This is a genomic window from Flavobacterium aquidurense (genome assembly GCF_031458035.1).
Classification (GTDB): Bacteria; Bacteroidota; Bacteroidia; order Flavobacteriales; family Flavobacteriaceae; genus Flavobacterium; species Flavobacterium aquidurense_C.
The window spans coordinates 205,719-228,192 of the sequence record NZ_JAVDXR010000007.1 but is presented as its reverse complement, the minus strand read 5'-3'; the positions used below and the strand labels follow the sequence as shown (position 1 = coordinate 228,192).

Sequence of the window (22,474 nt, the reverse complement as noted above, 5' to 3'; positions counted from 1 at the left end):
TTAAAAATCCTTTTTAATTACATTATATTTATCATTTAATATTGACTTTAAAACAGCGGGATCTGAATTGATATAAAATTCAGGCTCGACTTTTTCAGTATCCGAAAAACCAACTTTTTCACGTAGAACATTTTGCGTTTGGCGTGCAACAGCTTCACCAGAATCAATAATTTGAATGTGCTCGGGTAATATTTTTTTAATCTGAGGAATCAAATAAGGATAGTGACTACATCCCAGAACCAGGTAATCAATATTAGCGTCAATCATCGGCTGCAAATATGAGTCTAGTAACTGAGTCATTTCAGGTGAGTTGAGATTTCCATCTTCAATAAGTTGAACAAGGCCATAACCAACCTGTTCAATTATGGTAGTATGCTGAAACATCTCAGCAGTTTTATTGAACAATTCGCTGTTCAAAGTTCCCTTTGTAGCGAGTATACCGATAACTTGTGTTTTTGAATTGTTTGCTGCGGGTTTTATTGCGGGCTCAATTCCTATAAACGGAATGTTATAAGTAGCACGAAGTTCGCGAATTGCATTTGTGGTGGCAGTATTGCAGGCTACAACAATTAATTTGCAGTTCATTTCTAGTAAAAGATCAACATTTTTTTTGCTTAGATCAACAATTTCTTCTTTGCTTCTTTGACCATAAGGAGCATTTTTGCTGTCGGCTAAATAAATGGTTTTTTCATTTGGGAGTAGATCGTGAATGGCGCTCCAAATGGAAGTTCCTCCAATACCGGAATCAAAAACGCCTATAGGATTGTTGTTCGTCATGCCACAAATTTAGTATTTTTTGAAATAGATTTATATTCTTAGTAAACTGAAATTATCAAATACTATTATTTTTTAATCATAATTTAATATATAAAAAAAAACTGCTCAGACTTTTTGGAAAGGTTGAACAGTTTTTAATAGATAGGAATTCGTTTATTAGAATCCTAAATCTTTTTTGACATCAGCAGTAATGTTTGGACCATCAGCTAAGATTAGCGTAGAACCATCTAGTACATATTGGTATCCTTTAGCTTTTCCAACTTTTTGGATAGAAGCTCTTACTTTTTCCATGATAGGTTTTACGATATCAGAATCTTTTTGTTGCAATTCTTTTTGAGCGTTGTCTCTGTAATCAGTAATTCTTTTTTGCATATCCTGAACTTCTTTAGAACGTTCAGTGTTGACAGCTTCAGTTACAGTTGTAGCTTCTGCTTCATACTTTTTGATTTTAGTTTGATATTCGTCAATCATTTTTTTGTATTCAGCATCGTATGTACCGCTTAATTTTTGTAGTTGATTTTGGGCATCAAGCATTGCAGGCATTTTCGACATAATCTCAGCAACATCAACATGGGCAACCTTCGCCTGTGCATTCATTGTGTTATTTGCTCCTAAAATTAATATAGCAGCAATTAGTAAAGTTTTGATTTGTTTCATCATTTTTAAAATATTAATTAATTATTGGTCGTATTTGTTTTTTGTGTTTCAGCCTCTTTTGCTTTTTTAGCCGCTTCTCGTTCTTCTATTATTTTCTTTCTTCTCTCTTCTAATTCTTTTTTACGCTGTTCGTAAAGTTTCTGTCTTTCTTCAGCCTTGTTTACAGTTGGTTCAGGCGGGGTTGTGTCGTCTGTTCCACTTGTTGTGGCTGGTTTAGCTGTTGCAGGATCTGTTTTAACCGCTTCATTTGTTTTTGCAGGTTCAGAAACCGTGCCATTTTTTTTGGCTTCTCTTTCTGCCAATATCGCTTTTCTTCTGTCTTCGTATTCTTTTTTCTTGGCTTCTTGTTCTAGTTTTCTATCTTCAATTAGCTTTTCTCTTGCCGTCCTTTTTTCATCAAGAACTTTTTGTCGATCAGCCATCGCCGGATTTTCATCGATAGCATTTTCTTTGCTTTCTACAGCTTCTTGTTCCTTCAATTGTTTTTTAGTCAATTGTTCCCGCTTGTCAGTTCGGTTTAAAATACGTAAAACCTGATCACTGATATCAAATCTTTTATTGCTGAAAAGCATTGTCAAATCTGATGATTTATCAAAAACAAAATCATAGTTTTTTGCTTCAGCTATATCTTGTACAGCGGTAAAAACCTGATCCTGTATTGGCTTTGCTAAAGCTGCTTTTTGGTGAATTAAATTTCCGTTTGCTCCAAATTGTTTTTGTTGGTAATCCAACATTTCATCTTCCAGAAATTTGATCTCAGTTTCTCTTTCATCAATAAGCTCTTTAGTAAGCAAAGCTTTTTCAGCTTTAAGACTCTCTTTGAGTGTATTGATTTCTAATTTTTTGGCTTCAATTTCCTGTTTCCATTTTTGAGCTTTTAGTTCTAATTGAGCTTTTGCTTCTTTATAATCGGAAACATTTTCCAAAATATATTCCATGTCGATGTAGCCTATTCTAGTGGTCCTTGTCTGAGCCTGACTTGTACTAGCTACAATCAGGGCTAAAAATATAAATAAAAATTGTTTTCTCATAACATTACTTTCATTTGAAAATTTTTAACCAAATGTACTAAATTGCGTACTATAATTCGCACTAAAATTGCTGGCCGATGATAAAGTGTGTTTCCCAACCATTTGCTTTATTAGTCACAGATCCAGGAAGAGCATCAAAACCATAACCAAAATCAATACCTAACAATCCAAATGCTGGCATGAATACACGTAAACCAAGACCGGCAGAACGGCTTAAATCAAAAGGGTTATAATCTTTAAACGTTGGGTATGATGAACCTGCCTCTAAGAATGTTAATGCATAAATAGATGCCGACGATTTTAATGTAATTGGATAACGTAATTCCATAGAGAATTTGTTATAAATTGTTGCACCAATTTGCTGTCCATATCTAGGATCCTTTCTGTCTTCAATAATTGGTGTTAATGAATTATTTGGATAACCTCTTAACTGAATAGTTTCTCTACCATCCATTGAATAATTTGCCATTCCATCTCCACCTAAATAGAAACGTTCAAAAGGTACAACTCCTCGAGCCTGATCATAAGCTCCCAAGAAACCAAATTCGGTTAATGTTCTTAAAACTAATTTACCATAAACTTTGGTATACCAATCTGCTTTAAACTTAACTTTATAGTATTCTAACCAGTTATATTTTTTCTGGTCAACTTTAGCAATATCTGTATCGGCACTTGCATAATCAGATCCAACACTAACATATCCTGATTGCCCGCCTATTGTTTCTGTTTTTACAAAATCGCCAGTGTTAAGCGGTTGTCCATCTACACCAGACATTGGTGCTCCTGTATATTGAGTTTTGTATTCTTTTTGATTTTGTAAATCTGCATAATCAATTCCGTTAAACAATGAATATGGAGGAGTAACTTTTGCAGAGATACTAAATTCAGAACCATAAGTTGGGAATATTGGGTTTACCCCTTTATTACTTCTCGATAATCCAATTGTATAAGCGAAGTTTCTTGAAGCTCCGTTTCCAAAAGTAAATAAACCAGTATTATAATTGTTCAGATCGTAGTGTTGGTAGCTTACAGATTGTGATAAAACGAAATAATCATCCGGCACTGTTAATCTTTTCGCTAAACCAACTTGTACAGTAAAAATATTAAAACTTTTGCTTTTGTCTACATCTCTGGTAACATAATTGTTTAAGTATTGTTTACTGTATGAAATAGATGAGCTGAATTGTACTGGTTTTTTTCCGCCAAACCATGGTTCAGAGAATGATAAACTATAGGTTTGGAAATAAGTACTTCCTTGTAAACGAAGTGCTACTTTTTGACCATCTCCCATTGGAAGTGGTTTGTAGGCTTCTTTTTTAAACATGTTTCTTGCCGAGAAGTTGTTAAATGAAAGCCCTAAGGTTCCAATGAAACCTCCTCCACCGTAACCTCCCTGAAGTTCGACCTGACTTGATCCTTTTTCAACAACCTGGTACTCGATATCTACTGTTCCGGCTCCTGCATCAACATTTCTGAATTCAGGTTTTATAGCCTCAGGATCAAAGAAACCTAACTGACCGATTTCACGAATAGTTCTAACCAATTGTTCTTTACTATATTTTTCACCTGGTTTGGTTCTTAATTCTCGGTAAATAACGCGGTCATTTGTTTTATCGTTTCCGGTTACATAAATTTTATTGAAATAAGCAATAGGCCCTTCGGTAACTCTAATTTCAAAATCGATTGTATCATTAGCAGTTTTTACCTCTACAGAATTGATTTTTGAAAATAAATAACCGTTGTTTTGATACAAGTTAGTTATATCATCAGCGTCAGGTTTTGTATTATCAGCAATTCTTTTTTCTAACAAAACCCCATTGTATGTTTCTCCTTTTTTAATTCCCAAATAACGGTTTAAAAGTTGATCAGAGTAAACAGTATTTCCTATAAATTTGATATTTCCGAAGTAATATTTATTTCCTTCTTCCATATTGATTTTAATGTCCAGCATATTTTTTTCTTTGTTATATGTAACAGAGTCATATATAATGCGGGCATCACGATATCCTTTTTCTTTATAGGCAGCTATAACTTTTTCTAAGTCGGTTTTATATTTTTCAGGAATAAATTTTGATGCTTTTAAAACACGAAAAACATTCTTTTGTTTTGTGTCTTTCATAGCGCCTCTCAATTGAGAGTCAGTAAGTTGTTTGTTTCCTATGAAGTCAATACTACTGATTTTTACTTTATCTCCCTTGTCTACGCGAACGAGCATATTAACCTGATTTCCGGCAATAGAGTCAGGGGTATTTGTAATAGTAACTTTTGTGTTATAAAAACCTTCTTTTTTATATTTATTTTCGATATAATTTTTAGTAGTCGTAATTAAGTTTTCATTGACTATTTTGTTCTTTGTCAGGTTGTTATCTTTAATTAGTCCTTCAACTTTGCTCTTTTTAATACCAACAAATTTGACCTCGTTAAGTTTAGGAAGCTCAACAATATTTAAATCTAAGTAGATGCTGTCATTATCAATTTTATTTACATAAAAAGAAATTTCATCAAATAGGCCAAGTTTACCTAATTTTTTAATCGCACCACTAATTTCTTCGCCAGGAACAGTTATTTCCTGACCTTTTTGAAGACCAGAAAAAGTAACAACAGTTTGTTCATTGAAGCTTATTTTACCAACAACAGAAACTTTAGCAAGAATATATTTTTTTCCTTGATCAAAAGGAACTCTTTCTTGTGCTTTAATTTGTGAAAAACTACCCAAAAGAAGTAGGGTAAGTACTATTTGTATTCTTTTTTGTAACACTAAAAAATTATTTAATTTGTTCACTGGTTTTTCCAAATCTACGTTCTCTTTTTTGATAACTAATAATAGCCTCATATAAATCTTGATCTTTAAAGTCTGGCCACAAGACATTAGTAAAATATAATTCTGCATAGGCTATCTGCCATAGCAAAAAATTACTTATTCTATGTTCTCCACTTGTTCGTATTAATAAATCTACATCAGGTAAATTTTGCGTGTAAAGATGCTCATTTATAATTGAATCGTCAATAGTGTCTATTGAAATTATATTATTTTTAACTTTATCACTGATGATTCTAACGGCATTTACCAATTCTTCCCGTGATCCGTAGCTTAACGCGAGTGTTAAGGTGAGGCGAGTGTTATTTTTAGTCTTATCAATAACGTCCAAAAGTTCTTTTTGAGCTGTTTTTGGCAATTTTTCAAGATTGCCTATGGCATTAAGTCGGATATTGTTTTCCTGAAGCGTAACAAGTTCTTTTTTTAATGAATTGATCAATATTTTCATTAAAGCATCAACTTCAAGTTTTGGGCGATTCCAATTTTCTGTAGAAAAAGCATAAAGAGTTAAATACTCGATACCCAGTTTCGCACAGGTTGTAATTGTTTTTTTTACCGATTTTGTTCCGTTTTCGTGACCAAAAGCACGCAGGAAGCCTTGTTGTTTGGCCCAGCGTCCATTTCCGTCCATGATAATGGCCAAATGTTTGGGTAAATTTGTTTGATCTATAGAGTCTAGTAAGTTCATTTTATTATTCTGCGCAATAGCAAGGTTTTTGTCCAAAGGTATAAGTTAAAGTTAAACCTGAAAAGACATACCAGTCATTATTATTTAAATTTCCAAATTTCATTATTGTGGAGCTGTTTGTGTTAGGATTACTCCCGTCAATATCGTCTGTGAAAGTGTAACGTGCTCCAACTTCAGCTCCTAAAACAAAATGCGGTGTGATGTTCGATTTTACTCCTAATATTATAGGTATTCCAAATGAACTTGAATTTTGTGATTGAGTTACATTTGGAGTAGATATGGATCGATATAATTGATCATATAAAAAAAAGTTTAATCCTGAATATATATAAGGAGTAACTTTAGTGTGATAATCATGAAGATTAAAATCGAAAAAATTAAATTCTAATCCGGCTGAAAGTTCTTTTATATGATTTTCAAAACTATAACCTCTTTGGTTTCGTCCCGTTTCTTTTGAATCTAAATCATTTCCTGCTACTGTTGATTGCATGTAGGAAAAGCGATATGCGTGTCGTGGGCTCTTATTCCACTTATACAAAATACCAAAAGCTAATTTTTCAGGTGCAATGTAGGTTGTGCTTCCAACGTCACCTACAAAGTTGCTTCCCCCAAGAAAAACACCTATCTCATTTATTTGAGCATTTAGTGTGATAAAGGGGAAAAAACATAACAATAAATTAAAAATTTTCTTCATTTAATTCAAAATTGCGTGCAAATATAATAATTATCGATACGAATCAACGTTCCTTTAGTTAAATGTGCTTTTTTTTCAATTTACTATATGATTTTGAGCAATTTAATGATGATTCACTATATCCAAAACGGGGAAAAGTGATATTATTGTATAGTAAGGAGTCAGAAAAAAGCTTAATTTCTCTTGTCTTCTCCCCATAGCAATTTATTTCTCAGGGTTTTTAAGAAAGTTTCACCTGGAATCTCAACCATTTTTATTTTAAAATCAGTTTTTTTGATCGTTAAAACAGATTCGTTTTTTACAGATGAAATTCGGGAGTCCAGAGAAATTAAATATTGATCTTCCCTTCCGGAAACGCGAAGTTTTATTTCTGTGTCATCAGGAATTACCAAAGGTCTTGCAGTTAGGTTGTGTGGAGCAATTGGAGTAATCACCAGGCTTTCAACGTTAGGGGTTAATATTGGGCCGCCGCAACTTAGTGAGTATCCTGTTGAACCTGTTGGTGTTGAGATGATTAAGCCGTCTGCCCAATATGAATTTAAATATTCATTATTCAGATACGTTTCAACAGTAATCATCGAAGTGGTGTCTTTTCTGCTTATTGTGACTTCATTCATCGCAAAATTCAAATCGGCAATAGCCGCATTTTGTGGTTCACACGTAAGACTTAACAATGTTCTCTCGGTGATAGTATAATTCTTGTCGATTACAAATTGTAAAAAACTGTCGATGTTTTCTTTTTGTACGGTTGCTAAAAAACCCAATCTTCCCGCGTTGATTCCTAAAATAGGTACGCCTGAATTACGAACCAGGGTTGCAGCTCTCAAAATTGTACCATCGCCACCAATACTAATCAGCATTTCAAAACTATTATCTAATGAAGTGCTCAATGAAAAAGTTTCATATTCCTTTTGTATCAGATCCTTTTCATAAAGCATTTTTAAGAAGCTTTCTTCAATTACCATTTCGATATTATTGGTATTGAAAAACATAAAAATATCTTTGATAATGGGCTCGGTACTGTTTTGATAATACTGTCCGTATATGGCTACTTTCATTTTTTTTAATTAGATAATGAGTCAATTTGATAATGAGGCAATGTGTCAATTAGATAATTATTCATTCGGATAATATATTAGGTTATTAAGGAATTATCTAATTGAGTCATTCTCTAATTGACTATTTTTATATGTTAAGATATTTGTCTAAATAATCAGAACGTTCTTTAAGGCTATTAATGTAAGTGTCTTCCTGGTGCTCTGAAATAATTTCGTAACCATATCTTCTGTAAGTCTGGATAATTTCATTCATTGGGCCAACACCAATTTTTATTGTAATCTGAACATTTTCTAAATCAGCTTCAGACACAAAACAGCCTAGGATTTTACCATTATTACTTTCTACAATCTGAGTTACTTCACTCATAGAATAATCTAAAAGCCCTTTTTGTACGATAATAATACCGCCCTGTTCTTTTAAAAATGGAGTTTCCTGAAAAAATTTCATGATATCTTCCATTTCATAGTAACCAATATAGGTGTTGTTTTCATCAATAACGGGAACAGTATTGGTGTGATTTTTTGCAAAAACTTCCAGAACATCAAGCCAAAGCATCGATTTTCTGGCAAAAAAGCGTTCCAAAGTATATTTGTAATCAATCGCTTTTTTATCTATGTCAAAAGTTTCAACATCATCAGCAGCAATGCTTCCAATGAAAGTGCCGTTTTCCAAAACAGGAAAATGCGAGAAATTCAAATCGGCAAAAAAGTCCTGAACCGATGCTATCGTTTCCTGACTGTCAATGGCTCGAAAATCGTTTGTGATATAGTTAGTAATTTCTGTCATAAATCAATTGGAGATATTTCATGCAAAATAATCAAAAAATAGCAAAAAACGCTACGTTTTACTTTGTATTTTTGTCGTAACAAATATAGTGTTACTAGAATTAATTATCTATTTATATGACAAAGTTAAGTGTTAATATCAATAAAATTGCAACCTTAAGAAATGCACGTGGCGGAAATGTCCCTGATTTATTAAAAGTGGCAACCGATATTCAGAAATTTGGGGGACAAGGAATTACAATTCACCCGCGTCCGGATGAGCGCCACATTCGTTATCAGGATGCCCGCGATTTAAAATCTATTGTATATACTGAATATAATATTGAAGGAAATCCGCAGCACAATTTTATTGATTTGGTTTTAGAATGCAAACCAACCCAGGTAACATTAGTTCCTGATGCAATTGGCGCTATTACGTCTTCTGCGGGCTGGGATACTATGAAAAATCAGGATTATTTAACCGAAGTTATTCAGGAGTTTCAACGAAATGGAATCAGGACATCGATTTTTGTTGATCCGATTTTGGAAATGATTGAAGGCGCTAAAAAAACAGGAACTGACAGAATTGAATTATATACAGAAGCTTTTGCTCACGAATATGCTCTCGGAAATAAAAGCGGAATCGATCCTTATGTTGAGTCGGCAGAATTAGCAAACGAATTAGGTTTAGGAATTAACGCCGGCCACGATTTAAGTTTAGATAATATTCAGTTCTTCAAACAAAACATCCCAGGGTTATTAGAAGTTTCTATAGGACATGCTTTGATTGCAGAAGCGCTTTATCTTGGTTTGGATAATGTTGTAAATATGTATTTAAATAAATTGAAGTAAGGTTTTGTAAAGAGCTATTCCTCAGAAATACACAAAAAAACATACAGAGATTCTCAAAGATAATTTTGTGTTTCTCTGTGTAAAACCTTTGTGAATCTTTGCGGAATAAATTTTTTCATAAAAAAAATATAAAATGTTATACTCAAAAATAGAAGGCGAAGGCAAACCATTTATCATCATGCATGGATTTCTTGGCATGTCTGATAACTGGAAAACACTAGCCGGACAATATGTCGAAGCCGGATTTCAGGTTCATATTTTAGATTTAAGAAATCACGGACGCAGTTTTCATTCAGATGAATGGACTTACGAAGCAATGGCTAAAGATGTTTTCGAATATTGCCAGGCCAATCAATTAAACAAAATAGATATTTTGGGACATTCGATGGGAGGGAAAGTGGCGATGGTTTTTGCTACTACATACCCTGGAATCGTCGATAAATTGATTGTGGCCGATATTGGTCCGAAATTTTATAAACAGCATCATCAGGATATTTTGGCAGGATTAAATGCAGTTGATTTTTCATTAAAGCCAAGTCGTAATGATGTTGAAGCAATTGTAGCGCAATATGTTCCCGATTTTGGAACGAGACAATTTTTATTGAAAAATCTATATTGGAAAGAACCGGGTCAATTGGCTTTTAGATTCAATTTGGAAGTTTTTAATAATAATCTGGAAGCTATTGGGAAAGCGCTGGAAGACGATTTGATTTTTGATCATCCAACTTTGTTTATCCGCGGAGGAGAATCAGGTTATATTTTAGATTCAGATTTTGATGCAATTCGCAAGCATTTTCCAAATGTCAAATTCGAAACCATTCCAAATGCCGGACATTGGCTTCATGCCGAAAATCCTAAAATGTTTTTTGAGATGACAACGGAGTTTTTAAAAGAGTAATTTATTTTTATTTTTTTATAGCCACAGATTAAAAGGATTAGAAGATTTTTTTTCAAATGCGGAATTTAAATCTGTGAAAATCTTTTAATCTGTGGCAAAAAACAGAAATGAAATGTTGGATAAATATAAAATTCATTACTTTTATTAAAACTTTAAATCAAAAACTATGAAATTGTTACTCAGACTTCTTGTTACAGCTGCACTGGTTTTATTAATTGCCAATTTTCTGCCAGGAGTTCATGTTGCCAGTTTTACGACAGCTATAATCGTTGCAGTAGTTCTGGGATTATTAAATCTTTTTATAAAACCAATATTGGTAATCTTAACATTGCCGGTAACATTAATTACTTTGGGCTTGTTTTTATTGGTGATTAACGCCATTATTATTTTGCTGTGTACCAATATAGTAGGAGGTTTTGCCGTTGATTCATTCTTAACAGCTTTGTTCTTTAGTATCATCTTGTCTGTTCTTCAGTCTATTACTTATAAAATATTGGGAGACGATAAATAAATCGAAATAAAAGGAGCTCAAAAACGGCTTCAAATACAATAGATTAAAAACTTGGTTGGGTTGCAAAAATTTTATAATTTTGCAACCCAATTTTATTATGTAAATTAAAGAAGAAGATGGATATTAAAAGAGTAGCAACAGACGCTGTGAATGAAACGATTGTATTAAACGTTGTTCACATGGATTATAAAGGTCAAGTAGCAAAAAGAATAAACGAAAAAATGCCATTGGCTACTGTTAAAGGTTTTAGAAAAGGACAAGTTCCTAAAGACCTTGTTGAAAAACAATACGGAAAAGCTATTAAGCAGGAAGAAGTTAAGAAAGTAGTTGATTTGGCTTTAGAGCGTTTTGTTCAATCTGAAAGATTAAATCTTTTAGGAACTCCTCTTGCTAAAGAAAACGAAAACTTTGATTGGGATGCTGAAGAACTAACTTTCGAATACGAAATTGGTTTAGTTCCTAACTTCGAAATTGATTTAGAAGCAAAAAATAATATCGTAAAATATATCGTTACTGCTGATGATAAATTAATCGACGGACAAGTAGAGCGTATCCAAAAACAATTCGGAAAAGCAATTCCACAAGATAAAGTTGAAGCTGATTCTGATTTAACTGGAACTTTCACTAACGAAGAAGCAGGTATCAACAACACTACTACAATTTCTGTAACTACTTTCAACAAAGCTGCTGGAGATAAATTCATTGGTAAAAAAGTTGGAGATGTTGTAACAGTAAGTACAAAAGGTTTATTCGAAGACGATCACCAATTAATGGATTACTTAAAAGTAGCTCATGATGATGTTCACGGTTTAGACATCGAAGTAAACTTTACTATCGAGGCTATCAACGGAGCTGAATTGGCTGAATTAAACCAAGAATTATTTGATAAACTTTTTGGTGAAGGAAAAGTAGCTTCTTTAGAAGATTTGAAAGCTAAAATTAAAGAAGATGCCGAAGCGCAGTTCGCACAGCAAGCAGATCAAAAATTATTATTAGACGTTCAGGATTTCCTGATCGAAAATACAAAATTTGATTTACCAGCTGCATTCCTTAAAAAATGGTTGCAAACTGTTGGAGAGAAAAAACTTTCTGCAGAAGAAGCTGAAGTTGAATACGCAAGATCTGAAAAAGGTTTACGTTTTCAATTAATCGAAGGAAAAGCAATGGCTCAAAGTAATATCCAAATTACATTTGAAGATTTGAAAGCATTTACAACAAACGCTATCAGACAACAAATGGCTCAATTTGGTCAAACAAATCCAACTGACGAAGAAGTTCAGGGAATTGTTGCCAGAGTTTTATCTAATCAGGAAGAGGTAAAAAGATTATCTGAGCAAGTAGTTGCTGAGAAATTATTGGAAGTGTTCAAAGAAAAAGCAAATCCAACAACTAAAGAAGTAACTTACGAAGAATTTATCGCTGCGTCTTACGGAGAATAAATTTAGTCAAAAGTCAAAAGTTATAAAGTAAAAAGTTAGGAGTACAGCCAATTGGCTTTATTTCAAATTTTAAGATTTTATTACAGATATTGAAAGATAAAAAATAGTTATATTTGAGCGTCAAGAGATTTTTCTTTTGACGCTCTTTTTTGTTTCAAGTTTTATTTTGTTTCAAGTTTCAAGTTTTCGGACTTCAACAATTTGAAACCTGAAACCTGAAACAATTTTAAAATAAGACAAATTGGCATCCTTTATAAAAAGGTATGAACTTTGTTTTATCGGTTTAGGTCACTTTCAGACTTTAGACTTTCAAACTTTTAAACTAAAAATATGAACTACGGTAAAGAATTCAAAAAATTTGCTACAAAGCACCAAGGAGTAAACGCAATGTATTACGATAAAATCGTAGCCGCGATGAACCCAACAAACATGACTCCATATATTATCGAAGAACGCCAGTTGAATGTTTCTCAATTAGACGTGTTTTCAAGATTAATGATGGATAGAATTATCTTTTTAGGAACAGGTATCGACGATCAAATCGCGAATATCGTTCAGGCGCAGTTATTATTTTTAGAAAGTGCTGATGCATCAAAAGATATTCAAATTTATCTAAATTCTCCCGGAGGAAGCGTTTACGCAGGTCTTGGAATTTACGATACCATGCAATACATCAAACCAGACGTTGCGACAATTTGTACAGGAATGGCAGCTTCAATGGGAGCAGTTTTATTATGTGCAGGAGCAGCAGGAAAACGTTCGGCTTTGCCACATTCAAGAGTAATGATTCACCAACCATCAGGAGGAGCACAAGGTGTTGCAACTGATATGGAAATCAACTTACGTGAAATGTTGAAACTGAAAGATGAATTATACAATATTATTTCTCACCATTCAGGACAAACTTTTGAAAGAGTACACAAAGACAGTGAGCGTGATTACTGGATGAAAGCTGATGAAGCTAAAGAGTATGGAATGATTGATGAAGTGTTGAGAAGAAGCTAAATTTGTTAAGGTTCAAAGTTGCAAAGGGACTAAGGTTCAAAGGTTAACTTGAAACTTGAAATATTTAACTTGAAACAAAAATATAAGTTAATAAGTTACTAAGTTTTTGAGGTTTTAGTGATAAATCTCAGAAACTTAGTAACTTTGCCGCTTAGTAACTAAAAAAGAATGGCTAAAGTAGTATTAGAATGTTCGTTTTGTGGAAGAAAAAAGCCAGAAACCAATTTGTTGATTGCTGGTATTAATGCACATATCTGCGATAAGTGTATTGAGCAGGCACACGGAATTGTATTAGAAGAATTAAAATCAAGCGGAAGCGCAAAACTTGTTGGTGATTTAATTTTAAAGAAACCAAAAGAAATCAGAGCTTTCTTAGACCAGTATGTTATTGGTCAGGATCAGACAAAAAAAGTAATGTCGGTTGCGGTTTACAATCATTACAAACGTTTAATGCAACAGCAATTAGACGACGAAGTAGAGATTGAAAAAAGTAACATCATTATGGTAGGTCAAACCGGAACCGGAAAAACATTGGTAGCAAAAACTATCGCAAAAATGTTAGATGTTCCTTTGGCTATTGTGGATGCAACTGTATTAACAGAAGCCGGTTATGTAGGAGAAGATGTCGAAAGTATTTTGACTCGTCTATTACAAGCTGCTGATTACGATGTAACCAAAGCAGAAAGAGGAATCGTATTTATTGATGAAATTGATAAAATTGCCCGTAAGAGTGATAATCCATCCATAACACGTGACGTTTCTGGTGAAGGTGTGCAACAAGCTTTATTGAAATTATTAGAAGGAACAGTTGTAAACGTACCACCAAAAGGAGGACGTAAACACCCAGACCAAAAATTTGTTGAGGTAAATACGCAAAACATCTTGTTTATTGCCGGTGGAGCTTTTGATGGCGTAGAGCGTATTATTTCAAAACGTTTAAACCGTCAGGCAGTTGGTTATTCTACTTCTAAAAACGTAGATAACATTGATAAAGACAATTTATTACAATATATTATTCCAAAAGACATTAAAGACTTTGGATTGATTCCTGAGATTATTGGTCGTTTGCCAGTTTTGACACACATGGATCCTTTAGATAAAGAAACTTTGCGTGCAATCTTGACTCAGCCGAAAAATGCTTTGGTAAAACAATATCAAAAATTATTCTTAATGGATGATGTTGAATTTACTATTACAGATGAAGCATTAGATTTTATCGTTGATAAAGCCTTAGAATACAAATTAGGAGCCCGTGGATTACGTTCTTTATGCGAAGCAATCTTAACTGATGCTATGTATGAGTTACCAAGTTCAGATGATAAAGTTCTCGTAATCGACGAAGATTACGCAAAACATACTTTAAGTAAAAATTTATTGAAGAGAATGGAAATTGCTTCGTAAATCTTGAAATATCTTTATCAAGTTCGAAACTTTGACAAAGTTTAAACATAAAAAAACCTGTTCATTTAGTTGAACAGGTTTTTTTATGCTAATAATTTAAGAGAAAATTGTTTTACAATCTAATTCGAAAAATGAAGTGTAGTTAATAGAATTGTGTTAAAAAACTTATTGTGGCGTTTTTTTGTCTTTTTGAAGTATAATACTACAAATAAAATAAGTCAACTTTGTTAGTGTCATGAATAATAATTTAACTAATTTTTTATAAATATCATAACATATTTTTTTTCTAGTTGTGTTTTTATGTAATTATTTGTGATGTTGTTAATGTGATAATAAAACCTTTTCTACCCAGCATATGCAAAACGAAAAGGTATTCAAACAAACAGTATGAGACAAAATTTTACAAAAATTGCAAGATTTTCATTGTGTTTTATTTTAGCTTTGGTTAGTTGTGAGGATGAAAATTATTCAACAAAAAATGAAACGTTAATTCAGGATAACAAAATTACTGAAGCACAAAAGTGGTTTAATAAAAGTAATCCTGAGCTCACTGTTTTAAAAGAAACTAAAAAGATAGATTGGGACCACGCAATTGTCACTGACGGATTAAAAGGTAAGGTTGTTGAAGTTCCAATTATTCTAAATGACAACATTGCCGTAAAAAACGATGATAAATCTATTACAATGTACAATAGATTAATGTTTATTCAGGATGAAAAGGAAAGTTATAAATTGTCACATGTTTTAATCGGAACAAAAAAAAATACATTTGATAATAATGATAAAGATTTTAATTTTTATAAAATTAAAGATGATTTTGAAGGTTCTATAACTATCTTAAATGCTAAAAATGAAATTACTTACAATCATGATGTAGCTAAAAAATCTTCTTCATTAGTCAGTAAGATAAAAATTGACGAGCATGGTTGTCTTGCTTTGTGTTTAATGTATAGTGATGGAAGCTATGACATATTGTTTATAATTTCTTGCACTGGTAGCGAAACGGCTAACAATGGTTCCGGTACGGGAGATATTTATGGGGGTGATGGAAGTGGTTCGGTAGCATCAAATTGGCAATTACAGGGTTACATTAATCAAAGTGATCCTGCAGCTTTTGCTATTGATTTCATGGAGCAATTTCAAGGACAAAAAAACCAAGTAATGGCTAAAACTAGTTTTTATCTTATGCCTTGGTGTGGAATTGATGTGTTTGTAGTTCAAAATAAAAATCCCGGAAAACCTTTTACAATTGATGCAGTTACTACAGATACTTGGGGTCTTACTCTTGGCTATACTTGGACTCAAGATGCGTTTACACAAAATACTACTGGAAATAGAACAGTTTTGACTATTACAGGTACATTAACATATAATACAGGTATAGAAGGAGTAGGGAATGTTTTTTCTAGTAATATTACCTATACCGTTATTATTAATAATACTTATGGTAATATTCAATCAGGAACTAGAAACTAATAATAAAAATATGATAAAGATATTCGAAGATTTTGAGATTGGATTATTTTTTTGGCAAATTATAATATGTGCGTTTTACATATATATTTTGTATTTAATATACTTTATTTTTAAATTTTTTAAAAATAAAAATAATAAAAGACAAGGTTATTGAGGACAATACCAAAATGAATCAGCGACATTAAAATGATTTAGGATTATGGAAATTGCTTCAAAAAGCCTAACTTTAATGAAAAGTAAAACCACCTGACAAAAGTTATTTGCAGGTGGTTTTTTTATTTTAAGAAATGTACTATTTCACAATTTTTAAATATGGATTAACATTAGAAACTAATTCATTATTTAGCCAAATAGTTTTTTTACTAACTGAATTACGAGTTCTGTTATATTCAATTTTTATTATATCAGTACTTTTTTCGCTCCATTGAATATAGGTTTCTGGATATTTTTCTTCTTTTGAATCATTGAGGAAAATGCGAATAATGTTGAGATTGTCTTGCTTGTAAATAAAAAAATTGCGAGGATAATCAGTGCCATTAGGCTTTTCAATTAATTTACCCTCTACTAAGTAAAGTATTTTTATTTTACTTTGATCATAGGCATCAGGTGTATTAGGATCCAGTAAATCGCCACCATTAGAATTTGTTATTAGGATGTTTAAACTCGCATCTAATAAGAATCCCTCAACTTCTTCACCAGAATCACAACCGAATAAAAATAGGATCAGCAAACAAATTGATAAAATTTTCTTCATTTTTGGATTTTTATAATTCAGGTAAATATAAGAAAAAAGTTAATAAAAAGATTTCTTACTGCACCCTAAACTTCTCCCGATATTCAACAGGTTTCATTCCGACCATTTTATAAAATACTTTCCTAAAGGCTTTTGGATCGTTGTAACCTGTTTTTTCTATAATTTCTGAAATTGAAAGCTGGGTCTGTTCCAAATATTTCTTAGAACTCTCCACTCGTATATTCTGTAAATATTCAATTGGCGGAATTCCTGTCACTTGTTTGAATCTTCGTGTCATGTTTCGCGCACTGGTCGGAATGTCCTTTGTAATTTCTTCCAGTTTTTCGATAGTGTTGTAATTGCTTTCTATTTTTTGCTGTAACATCGCAACTAAAGTATCATTATGTAAATGATTCGGTCTGAAAGTACTGAAATAACTCTGCTTGTATCGGTTTAAATCAATCGAGAAAATTTTTGCAATTTGAACTGCAATTTCATTTCCGCAATATTTCTGAACCAAAAGAATTAGCAAATGAAATGATGAGGTCGATCCGCCGCTTGTGTACAAACTTCCGTCTGCGGTTAAGGTTTCTTCTGATTTTAATTTCACCAAAGGAAAAGCTTTTGTAAACGCACTGCACGCATCTACGTGTGTAGTAGCAAGCTTTTCATTTAATAAACCTGAAGCTGCGAACAAAAAAGCGCCCGTACAGAAACTGGCCAATTCAGCTCCTGATTGATGTTGTTTTTGCAGCCACGGAATAAATTTATGATTCTTAACAATCATTTCGCTCATATTATCAGTAGTAAAAGCCGGAATCAAAATGAGTTCCAGATTTATATCAGAAGTTTGGATAGCATGGACCTCATAGCCAAACAAATGCCTTTGTTCTATTTGTTCTGCCGATTGAAAAATCATAATTTCAAAAGGTTTATCAGGCCCTTTATGTAATTTATTAGCAGTTTCAAAAACTTCTAAAATCGCGGCAATACTCAATAATTTATAGTCATGTGGGACAATTAAAGCTATTTTCTTACTCATGGCTTTTGATTTAAGATTCATACAAAAATAGCCATTTTGTCTTAAATGACCCTAAAGTTGACTTTTAAAGTAATATTAAGGTGGTTCTGAAATTCTAAATTTGTATCAGATAATTTGTAATTTTATAGATATGAAAACAAAAATTTTCTTAAATCTTCCTGTAAGAGATTTAGATAAATCGATAGCATTTTTTACGGAGTTAGGTTTCTCGTTTGATGCAAAATTCACAAATGAAAAAGGAACTTGCCTGATAATTGGTGAAAATATATTTGCAATGCTTTTGTTAGAAGATTTTTTCAAAACATTCACTCAAAAAGAAATTTGTAATACAACGACAAGCACAGAAATGATTACCGCAATTTCTGTTGAAAGCAGAGATAAGGTTGACGAAATTTTGTCTGCTGTTTTGAAAGGGGGCGGTAAACTACACAATGAAGCTAAAGATTATGGTTGGATGTACCAAAGAGACTTTTTTGATTTGGACGGACATCATTGGGAGGTTTTCTTTATGGATGAAAGTCAGATTCCGGATAATACGGAAGCATGATAGCGGTAAAAAATACAATTAATGCATCCATAGATAAAGTTTGGGAATTGTGGATATTGCCCGAACATATTATGAAGTGGAATATTTTTCAAATTGGCATACACCTTATGCAGAAAATGATTTGAACGTAGGTGGAAAATTCAAATTTACAATGACTGCGAAAGATGGAAGTGACGGATTTGATTTTGAAGGAACATATACTAGAATTGAAAAATTTTCATTGATAGAATATCGCCTTACAGACAACAGAACGGCAAATGTGCGTTTTGAAAACAATGGCACCGAAACAAAACTCACCGAAACATTCGAACCAGAACCTAATATTTCTGAGGAGATGCAAGAGCAATTTTGTCAGGCTGTTATTCAGAACTTTAAAAACTATGCTGAGAACTTTTAAAAACAAATAAACAATAAACAGAATGATAACAGTACAAAACACAATTAACGCAACAATCGATAAAGTTTGGGATTTCTGGACACTACCAGAACATATTACAAAATGGAGTTTTGCTTCGCCGGATTGGCATACGCCTTATGCCGAAAATGATTTGAAAGAAGGCGGAAAATTCAAATCGACTATGGCAGCAAAAGATGGCAGCATGAGTTTTGATTTTGAAGGAGAATATACTTTGGTAAAACAAAACGAAGCCATCGAATATGTAATGGGCGACGGCAGAAAGGTAGAAATCAGTTTCAAAGAAACACCAAACGGAGTTGAAGTAATTGAAAGCTTTGATCCAGAAACAGTAAATCCGGAAGAAATGCAGCGCGGAGGGTGGCAAGCGATCCTCAATAATTTTAAAAGTTATGTAGAAGCTAATTAGTTCTTTTTAGGCTCAAAGTGGCAAAGTGGCAGAGGTTCAAAGGCTTTGGAGAAAAAAACTTCGTGCCTCGTTTAAAATTGGAGAGGTTTTCAATCTTTGCGTTTCTCTGTGACTTCTTTGTGAATCTCTGTGGTAAACTTTTATGCAAAGTTCACTAAAATTGCACAAAGTGAGATTTGTATGCGTTGCGGGAGACGCACAGCTGTGCGCCTCTACGTTACCAACATTGTGGCAAAAAAAATGTTTAACGTAAAACAGTAAAAAGATGACAAAACAAATATGGCTGAATTTGCCGGTAAAAGAGGTGGCAAAATCTAAAGCCTTTTTCTCGAAAATAGGTTTCTCTTTTAACGACGAACACGATACGCCAAGCTCGACTTGTATGGTTGTTGGCGAAGGAAAATTTGTAGTGATGCTTTTTGAAGAATCTTTGTTTGCCAGTTTTTCTCAAAATAAACTAACAGATACACAAGAAAGCTCAGAAATTTTAATTTCTATTGATGCTGAAAGCAAAGAGGAAGTTGATGAATTGGCCAAAAAAATAGAAGAAGCCGGCGGTACTGTTTTTTCACCTCCTGCAGAAAGCCAAGGTTGGATGTACGGTTGTGGTTTTGCAGATTTAGACGGTCATCGCTGGAATGTTTTATATATGGATTTTAGTAAATTGTCATAATTATGGAAACGCTTGAATTTAAAATAAGAATCAAAGCTTCTGCAGAGAAAATTTGGTCAGTTTTATGGGATGATGAATCCTATAGAAAATGGACAAGTTCTTTTTGCGAAGGATCATATGCAGTTAGCGATTGGAATCAAGGCGATAAAATTTATTTTATGGGACCAAACGGAGGAGGAATGAATAGTATAATCGAAACTAAAATTCCAAATGAATATATGGCTTTTAAGCATTTAGGAGAAATGAAAGACTTTAAAGAATTGCCAATTGACGACGAAACAAGCAAGTGGAGCGGCTCAATGGAAACCTATCGCTTAACACCCGATGACGAGTTTACAGATTTGGTCGTTCAGGTCGATGTAGTCGAAAAATTTATCGATTATTTCAAAGAATCTTTTCCAAAAGGATTAGAAACTGTGAAAGAACTTTCGGAGAAATAGAAGAAAGAAAATAGAGCAAAGAGCAAAGAGAATAGAATAAAGAGAATAGAGCAAGATTAAGATTTAATAATAGTAATAAACAATAAAAAAATATCAAATCATGGCAACATCAGTAAACCCTTATTTATTATTTAATGGAAATTGCGAAGAAGCATTTCTGTTTTACAAATCAGTTTTTGGAGGAGAATTTCCTTATATCGGAAAATTTAAAGATATGCCTAAAGGCGAAGATGGAAGCTGTCCCGAAATATCAGATAAAGACGCCAATCGAGTAATGCACGTTTCATTGCCAATTGGGAATACCATTTTAATGGGAAGCGACAGCAACGAACAATCAGGCGATGTAGTTTTTGGAGGAAATTTTTCAGTTTCAATCAATGTAGAAAGCGCAGCAGAAGCAGACAGAATTTTCAACGGACTTTCAGCAGGAGGAACAGTTTATATGGCCATGAACAAAACATTTTGGGGAGCTTATTTCGGAATGTTCAAAGATAAATTCGGCGTAAGCTGGATGGTTAATTTTGATGAATCCGAAGCGCATAAAGAATATAATAGTTAGGTTATTTTAATAGCGGAACATATTTGTTAAATTACTTCAAAAAGCACATTGTTATGTGCTTTTTGTTTAGAAAAAACGAACGATATACTTTTTTATCAACAATAGATTGCCGATTTTTGTCGCTTCAAAATCAACAGGAATAAAATGGCAATAGAAGATAAAGAGATTATTTTATTAAAAGTTTCAGGACATGATAAAATAGGGGTTACGGCAGGTTTAACATCTGTATTAGCTGCTTATGATGCTAATATTTTAGATATTGGCCAGGCTGATATTCACGATACACTTTCCCTGGGGATTTTGTTCGAAATCGAAGCAGGTTCTTCTTCTGCGCCCGTTTTAAAAGACTTATTATTTAAAGCTTACGAACTTGAAATCAAGGTGAAATTTATTCCAATTTCTATTGAAGATTACGAAACGTGGGTAAAATCGCAATCAAAACAGCGCTACATTATTAATATTTTAGGCGAAAAACTAGCTGCTTCACAGTTGGCTGCGGTGACAAAAATAATGTCCGACCAAAACCTGAATATTGACTCAATTGTACGTTTAACCGGCAGAACTTCTGTTGTAGATATAGAAGAATATCCGCGTTCTTGCATTCAATTATCTGTAACCGGAGAAATTGTGGATAAGATTTTAATGACAGCGAGTTTTATGGAAATTTCCAGAACGCTTGATGTTGATATTTCATTTCAGGAAGACAATATTTACAGAAGAAACAGACGTTTGGTTTGCTTCGATATGGATTCGACTTTAATCCAAACCGAAGTCATCGACGAGTTGGCAGAATTGAACGGCGTAGGCGATCAGGTGAGAGCTATCACAGAATCGGCTATGAATGGCGAAATTGATTTCAACGAAAGTTTCAAACAGCGTATGGCGTTATTGGAAGGTTTGAGTGAAGATGTTTTACAAAAAGTGGCCGAGAATTTACCAATAACTCAAGGTGCGCACCGTTTAATGAAGGCCTTAAAATATTACGGCTACAAAACCGCTATTTTATCAGGAGGATTCACTTATTTTGGAGAATATCTTCAAAAAGAATTGGGAATCGATTACGTTCACGCCAATCAGTTAGAAATAAAAGACGGTAAACTAACCGGAAAATATATAGGTGACATTGTCGACGGTCAAAAGAAAGCCGAACACTTAAAGGCTATTGCCGAAAAAGAAGGAATCCACATCAATCAAACCATTGCCGTTGGTGACGGAGCAAACGATTTGCCAATGCTAAATTTAGCCGGCCTCGGAATCGCTTTTCACGCAAAACCAAAAGTAAAAGAAAGTGCCTCAACGTCAATTTCTAGTCTTGGTCTTGATGGTGTTTTATATCTTTTAGGCTATCACGATAGGTATATTGATATGATGTAGAAATAAGAATTTGGAGTTTTTTGTCATTTCGATCCCGAAGTTTCGAGATCGACATAACAAACTAGACTTAAAAAATAAAAAACCTTAGTTCAAAATGTGAACTAAGGTTTTTTTATGAGTATGTCCCGCCAAACAAAGACCATCGGGCTATCCGTTCCAATCTTTTGTATCTCCCGAAGCCTCGGGACTGGCACAAAAGGATTTCCACTACT

The 22,474-nt window shown here is 33.2% G+C and carries 24 protein-coding genes; 14 read left to right on the top strand and 10 right to left on the bottom strand.

Annotated elements, in window-relative coordinates; all coding sequences use genetic code 11:
* The 8 genes from murI to J2X17_RS13175 all read right to left on the bottom strand — a co-directional run bounded on the left by murI (position 1) and on the right by J2X17_RS13175 (position 8,510).
* Positions 1–777: a glutamate racemase gene (gene murI / locus J2X17_RS13210; protein ID WP_310298764.1), complete on the bottom strand. Its 777-nt coding sequence runs from the start codon at positions 775–777 to the stop codon at positions 1–3.
* 156 nt (positions 778–933) lie between these two features.
* Positions 934–1,437, bottom strand: coding sequence for an OmpH/Skp family outer membrane protein (locus tag J2X17_RS13205; protein WP_310298762.1), 504 nt, complete (start codon positions 1,435–1,437; stop codon positions 934–936).
* A gap of 14 nt (positions 1,438–1,451) precedes the next feature.
* A complete protein-coding gene (locus tag J2X17_RS13200) occupies positions 1,452–2,465 on the bottom strand; it encodes an OmpH/Skp family outer membrane protein (RefSeq protein WP_310298760.1) in 1,014 nt (337 codons plus the stop codon).
* A gap of 61 nt (positions 2,466–2,526) precedes the next feature.
* Positions 2,527–5,298, bottom strand: coding sequence for a BamA/OMP85 family outer membrane protein (locus J2X17_RS13195; protein ID WP_310298758.1), 2,772 nt, complete (start codon positions 5,296–5,298; stop codon positions 2,527–2,529).
* The gene (locus J2X17_RS13190) at positions 5,231–5,971 is read right to left on the bottom strand and encodes an isoprenyl transferase (RefSeq protein WP_310298860.1); all 741 of its coding nucleotides are present in this window, start codon (positions 5,969–5,971) and stop codon (positions 5,231–5,233) included. The genes J2X17_RS13195 and J2X17_RS13190 overlap by 68 nt, the downstream gene beginning before the upstream one ends.
* A 4-nt stretch (positions 5,972–5,975) precedes the next feature.
* On the bottom strand, positions 5,976–6,665 hold the full coding sequence (gene porG / locus J2X17_RS13185; protein WP_310298756.1) for a type IX secretion system protein PorG: 690 nt from the start codon (positions 6,663–6,665) through the stop codon (positions 5,976–5,978).
* Between the two features lie 173 nt (positions 6,666–6,838).
* A complete protein-coding gene (locus J2X17_RS13180) occupies positions 6,839–7,723 on the bottom strand; it encodes an NAD kinase (protein ID WP_310298754.1) in 885 nt (294 codons plus the stop codon).
* 127 nt (positions 7,724–7,850) lie between these two features.
* The gene (locus J2X17_RS13175; RefSeq protein ID WP_310298752.1) at positions 7,851–8,510 is read right to left on the bottom strand and encodes a CBS domain-containing protein; all 660 of its coding nucleotides are present in this window, start codon (positions 8,508–8,510) and stop codon (positions 7,851–7,853) included.
* Positions 8,511–8,626: 116 nt separating this feature from the next.
* Between J2X17_RS13175 and J2X17_RS13170 the strand changes: the two genes are divergently transcribed.
* The 7 genes from J2X17_RS13170 to J2X17_RS13140 all read left to right on the top strand — a co-directional run bounded on the left by J2X17_RS13170 (position 8,627) and on the right by J2X17_RS13140 (position 16,070).
* Complete coding sequence (locus J2X17_RS13170; protein WP_310298750.1) at positions 8,627–9,340, top strand: pyridoxine 5'-phosphate synthase; 714 nt, start codon at positions 8,627–8,629, stop codon at positions 9,338–9,340.
* 133 nt (positions 9,341–9,473) lie between these two features.
* Entirely contained in the window at positions 9,474–10,238 is a 765-nt protein-coding gene (locus J2X17_RS13165; RefSeq protein WP_310298748.1) for an alpha/beta fold hydrolase, read from the top strand.
* Positions 10,239–10,404: 166 nt separating this feature from the next.
* Positions 10,405–10,749, top strand: a complete 345-nt coding sequence (locus J2X17_RS13160; protein WP_310298746.1) for a phage holin family protein — start codon at positions 10,405–10,407, stop codon at positions 10,747–10,749.
* Between the two features lie 116 nt (positions 10,750–10,865).
* Entirely contained in the window at positions 10,866–12,188 is a 1,323-nt protein-coding gene (locus J2X17_RS13155; RefSeq protein ID WP_310298744.1) for a trigger factor, read from the top strand.
* A gap of 330 nt (positions 12,189–12,518) precedes the next feature.
* The gene (gene clpP, locus J2X17_RS13150; RefSeq protein WP_310298742.1) at positions 12,519–13,193 is read left to right on the top strand and encodes an ATP-dependent Clp endopeptidase proteolytic subunit ClpP; all 675 of its coding nucleotides are present in this window, start codon (positions 12,519–12,521) and stop codon (positions 13,191–13,193) included.
* Positions 13,194–13,361: 168 nt separating this feature from the next.
* On the top strand, positions 13,362–14,594 hold the full coding sequence (gene clpX, locus J2X17_RS13145) for an ATP-dependent Clp protease ATP-binding subunit ClpX (RefSeq protein WP_310298740.1): 1,233 nt from the start codon (positions 13,362–13,364) through the stop codon (positions 14,592–14,594).
* Positions 14,595–14,981: 387 nt separating this feature from the next.
* The gene (locus tag J2X17_RS13140) at positions 14,982–16,070 is read left to right on the top strand and encodes a hypothetical protein (RefSeq protein ID WP_310298738.1); all 1,089 of its coding nucleotides are present in this window, start codon (positions 14,982–14,984) and stop codon (positions 16,068–16,070) included.
* A 292-nt stretch (positions 16,071–16,362) separates the two neighbouring features.
* On the opposite strand, the gene J2X17_RS13135 is transcribed toward J2X17_RS13140, so the two are convergent.
* Both J2X17_RS13135 and J2X17_RS13130 read right to left on the bottom strand, forming a co-directional pair.
* Positions 16,363–16,824: a hypothetical protein gene (locus J2X17_RS13135; protein WP_310298737.1), complete on the bottom strand. Its 462-nt coding sequence runs from the start codon at positions 16,822–16,824 to the stop codon at positions 16,363–16,365.
* 55 nt (positions 16,825–16,879) lie between these two features.
* Positions 16,880–17,845: a GlxA family transcriptional regulator gene (locus J2X17_RS13130; RefSeq protein WP_310298735.1), complete on the bottom strand. Its 966-nt coding sequence runs from the start codon at positions 17,843–17,845 to the stop codon at positions 16,880–16,882.
* Positions 17,846–17,975: 130 nt separating this feature from the next.
* Between J2X17_RS13130 and J2X17_RS13125 the strand changes: the two genes are divergently transcribed.
* The 7 genes from J2X17_RS13125 to serB all read left to right on the top strand — a co-directional run bounded on the left by J2X17_RS13125 (position 17,976) and on the right by serB (position 22,262).
* Positions 17,976–18,392, top strand: a complete 417-nt coding sequence (locus J2X17_RS13125; RefSeq protein WP_310298732.1) for a VOC family protein — start codon at positions 17,976–17,978, stop codon at positions 18,390–18,392.
* Between the two features lie 76 nt (positions 18,393–18,468).
* Entirely contained in the window at positions 18,469–18,789 is a 321-nt protein-coding gene (locus tag J2X17_RS13120) for an SRPBCC domain-containing protein (RefSeq protein ID WP_310298730.1), read from the top strand.
* Between the two features lie 22 nt (positions 18,790–18,811).
* Entirely contained in the window at positions 18,812–19,216 is a 405-nt protein-coding gene (locus tag J2X17_RS13115) for an SRPBCC family protein (RefSeq protein ID WP_310298728.1), read from the top strand.
* 265 nt (positions 19,217–19,481) lie between these two features.
* Positions 19,482–19,889 carry a VOC family protein gene (locus J2X17_RS13110; protein WP_310298726.1) on the top strand — a complete coding sequence of 136 codons (408 nt, stop codon included), beginning with the start codon at positions 19,482–19,484 and terminating at the stop codon, positions 19,887–19,889.
* 2 nt (positions 19,890–19,891) lie between these two features.
* On the top strand, positions 19,892–20,329 hold the full coding sequence (locus J2X17_RS13105; protein WP_310298724.1) for an SRPBCC domain-containing protein: 438 nt from the start codon (positions 19,892–19,894) through the stop codon (positions 20,327–20,329).
* Positions 20,330–20,429: 100 nt separating this feature from the next.
* Positions 20,430–20,888 (top strand): VOC family protein, encoded by a 459-nt coding sequence (locus J2X17_RS13100; RefSeq protein WP_310298722.1) that lies wholly within the window; start codon positions 20,430–20,432, stop codon positions 20,886–20,888.
* A gap of 144 nt (positions 20,889–21,032) precedes the next feature.
* Positions 21,033–22,262 carry a phosphoserine phosphatase SerB gene (gene serB / locus J2X17_RS13095; RefSeq protein WP_310298720.1) on the top strand — a complete coding sequence of 410 codons (1,230 nt, stop codon included), beginning with the start codon at positions 21,033–21,035 and terminating at the stop codon, positions 22,260–22,262.
* The last annotated feature ends 212 nt before the right edge of the window (positions 22,263–22,474 follow it).

Excerpts from the sequence above, each read along its gene's own strand:
- murI (WP_310298764.1), bottom strand. The coding sequence starts at position 777 with ATGACGAACAACAATCCTATAGGCGTTTTTGATTCCGGTATTGGAGGA.
- J2X17_RS13205 (WP_310298762.1), bottom strand. The coding sequence starts at position 1,437 with ATGATGAAACAAATCAAAACTTTACTAATTGCTGCTATATTAATTTTA.
- J2X17_RS13200 (WP_310298760.1), bottom strand. The coding sequence starts at position 2,465 with ATGAGAAAACAATTTTTATTTATATTTTTAGCCCTGATTGTAGCTAGT.
- J2X17_RS13195 (WP_310298758.1), bottom strand. The coding sequence starts at position 5,298 with ATGAGGCTATTATTAGTTATCAAAAAAGAGAACGTAGATTTGGAAAAA.
- J2X17_RS13190 (WP_310298860.1), bottom strand. The coding sequence starts at position 5,971 with ATGAACTTACTAGACTCTATAGATCAAACAAATTTACCCAAACATTTG.
- porG (WP_310298756.1), bottom strand. The coding sequence starts at position 6,665 with ATGAAGAAAATTTTTAATTTATTGTTATGTTTTTTCCCCTTTATCACA.
- J2X17_RS13180 (WP_310298754.1), bottom strand. The coding sequence starts at position 7,723 with ATGAAAGTAGCCATATACGGACAGTATTATCAAAACAGTACCGAGCCC.
- J2X17_RS13175 (WP_310298752.1), bottom strand. The coding sequence starts at position 8,510 with ATGACAGAAATTACTAACTATATCACAAACGATTTTCGAGCCATTGAC.
- J2X17_RS13170 (WP_310298750.1), top strand. The coding sequence starts at position 8,627 with ATGACAAAGTTAAGTGTTAATATCAATAAAATTGCAACCTTAAGAAAT.
- J2X17_RS13165 (WP_310298748.1), top strand. The coding sequence starts at position 9,474 with ATGTTATACTCAAAAATAGAAGGCGAAGGCAAACCATTTATCATCATG.
- J2X17_RS13160 (WP_310298746.1), top strand. The coding sequence starts at position 10,405 with ATGAAATTGTTACTCAGACTTCTTGTTACAGCTGCACTGGTTTTATTA.
- J2X17_RS13155 (WP_310298744.1), top strand. The coding sequence starts at position 10,866 with ATGGATATTAAAAGAGTAGCAACAGACGCTGTGAATGAAACGATTGTA.
- clpP (WP_310298742.1), top strand. The coding sequence starts at position 12,519 with ATGAACTACGGTAAAGAATTCAAAAAATTTGCTACAAAGCACCAAGGA.
- clpX (WP_310298740.1), top strand. The coding sequence starts at position 13,362 with ATGGCTAAAGTAGTATTAGAATGTTCGTTTTGTGGAAGAAAAAAGCCA.
- J2X17_RS13140 (WP_310298738.1), top strand. The coding sequence starts at position 14,982 with ATGAGACAAAATTTTACAAAAATTGCAAGATTTTCATTGTGTTTTATT.
- J2X17_RS13135 (WP_310298737.1), bottom strand. The coding sequence starts at position 16,824 with ATGAAGAAAATTTTATCAATTTGTTTGCTGATCCTATTTTTATTCGGT.
- J2X17_RS13130 (WP_310298735.1), bottom strand. The coding sequence starts at position 17,845 with ATGAGTAAGAAAATAGCTTTAATTGTCCCACATGACTATAAATTATTG.
- J2X17_RS13125 (WP_310298732.1), top strand. The coding sequence starts at position 17,976 with ATGAAAACAAAAATTTTCTTAAATCTTCCTGTAAGAGATTTAGATAAA.
- J2X17_RS13115 (WP_310298728.1), top strand. The coding sequence starts at position 18,812 with ATGATAACAGTACAAAACACAATTAACGCAACAATCGATAAAGTTTGG.
- J2X17_RS13110 (WP_310298726.1), top strand. The coding sequence starts at position 19,482 with ATGACAAAACAAATATGGCTGAATTTGCCGGTAAAAGAGGTGGCAAAA.
- J2X17_RS13105 (WP_310298724.1), top strand. The coding sequence starts at position 19,892 with ATGGAAACGCTTGAATTTAAAATAAGAATCAAAGCTTCTGCAGAGAAA.
- J2X17_RS13100 (WP_310298722.1), top strand. The coding sequence starts at position 20,430 with ATGGCAACATCAGTAAACCCTTATTTATTATTTAATGGAAATTGCGAA.
- serB (WP_310298720.1), top strand. The coding sequence starts at position 21,033 with ATGGCAATAGAAGATAAAGAGATTATTTTATTAAAAGTTTCAGGACAT.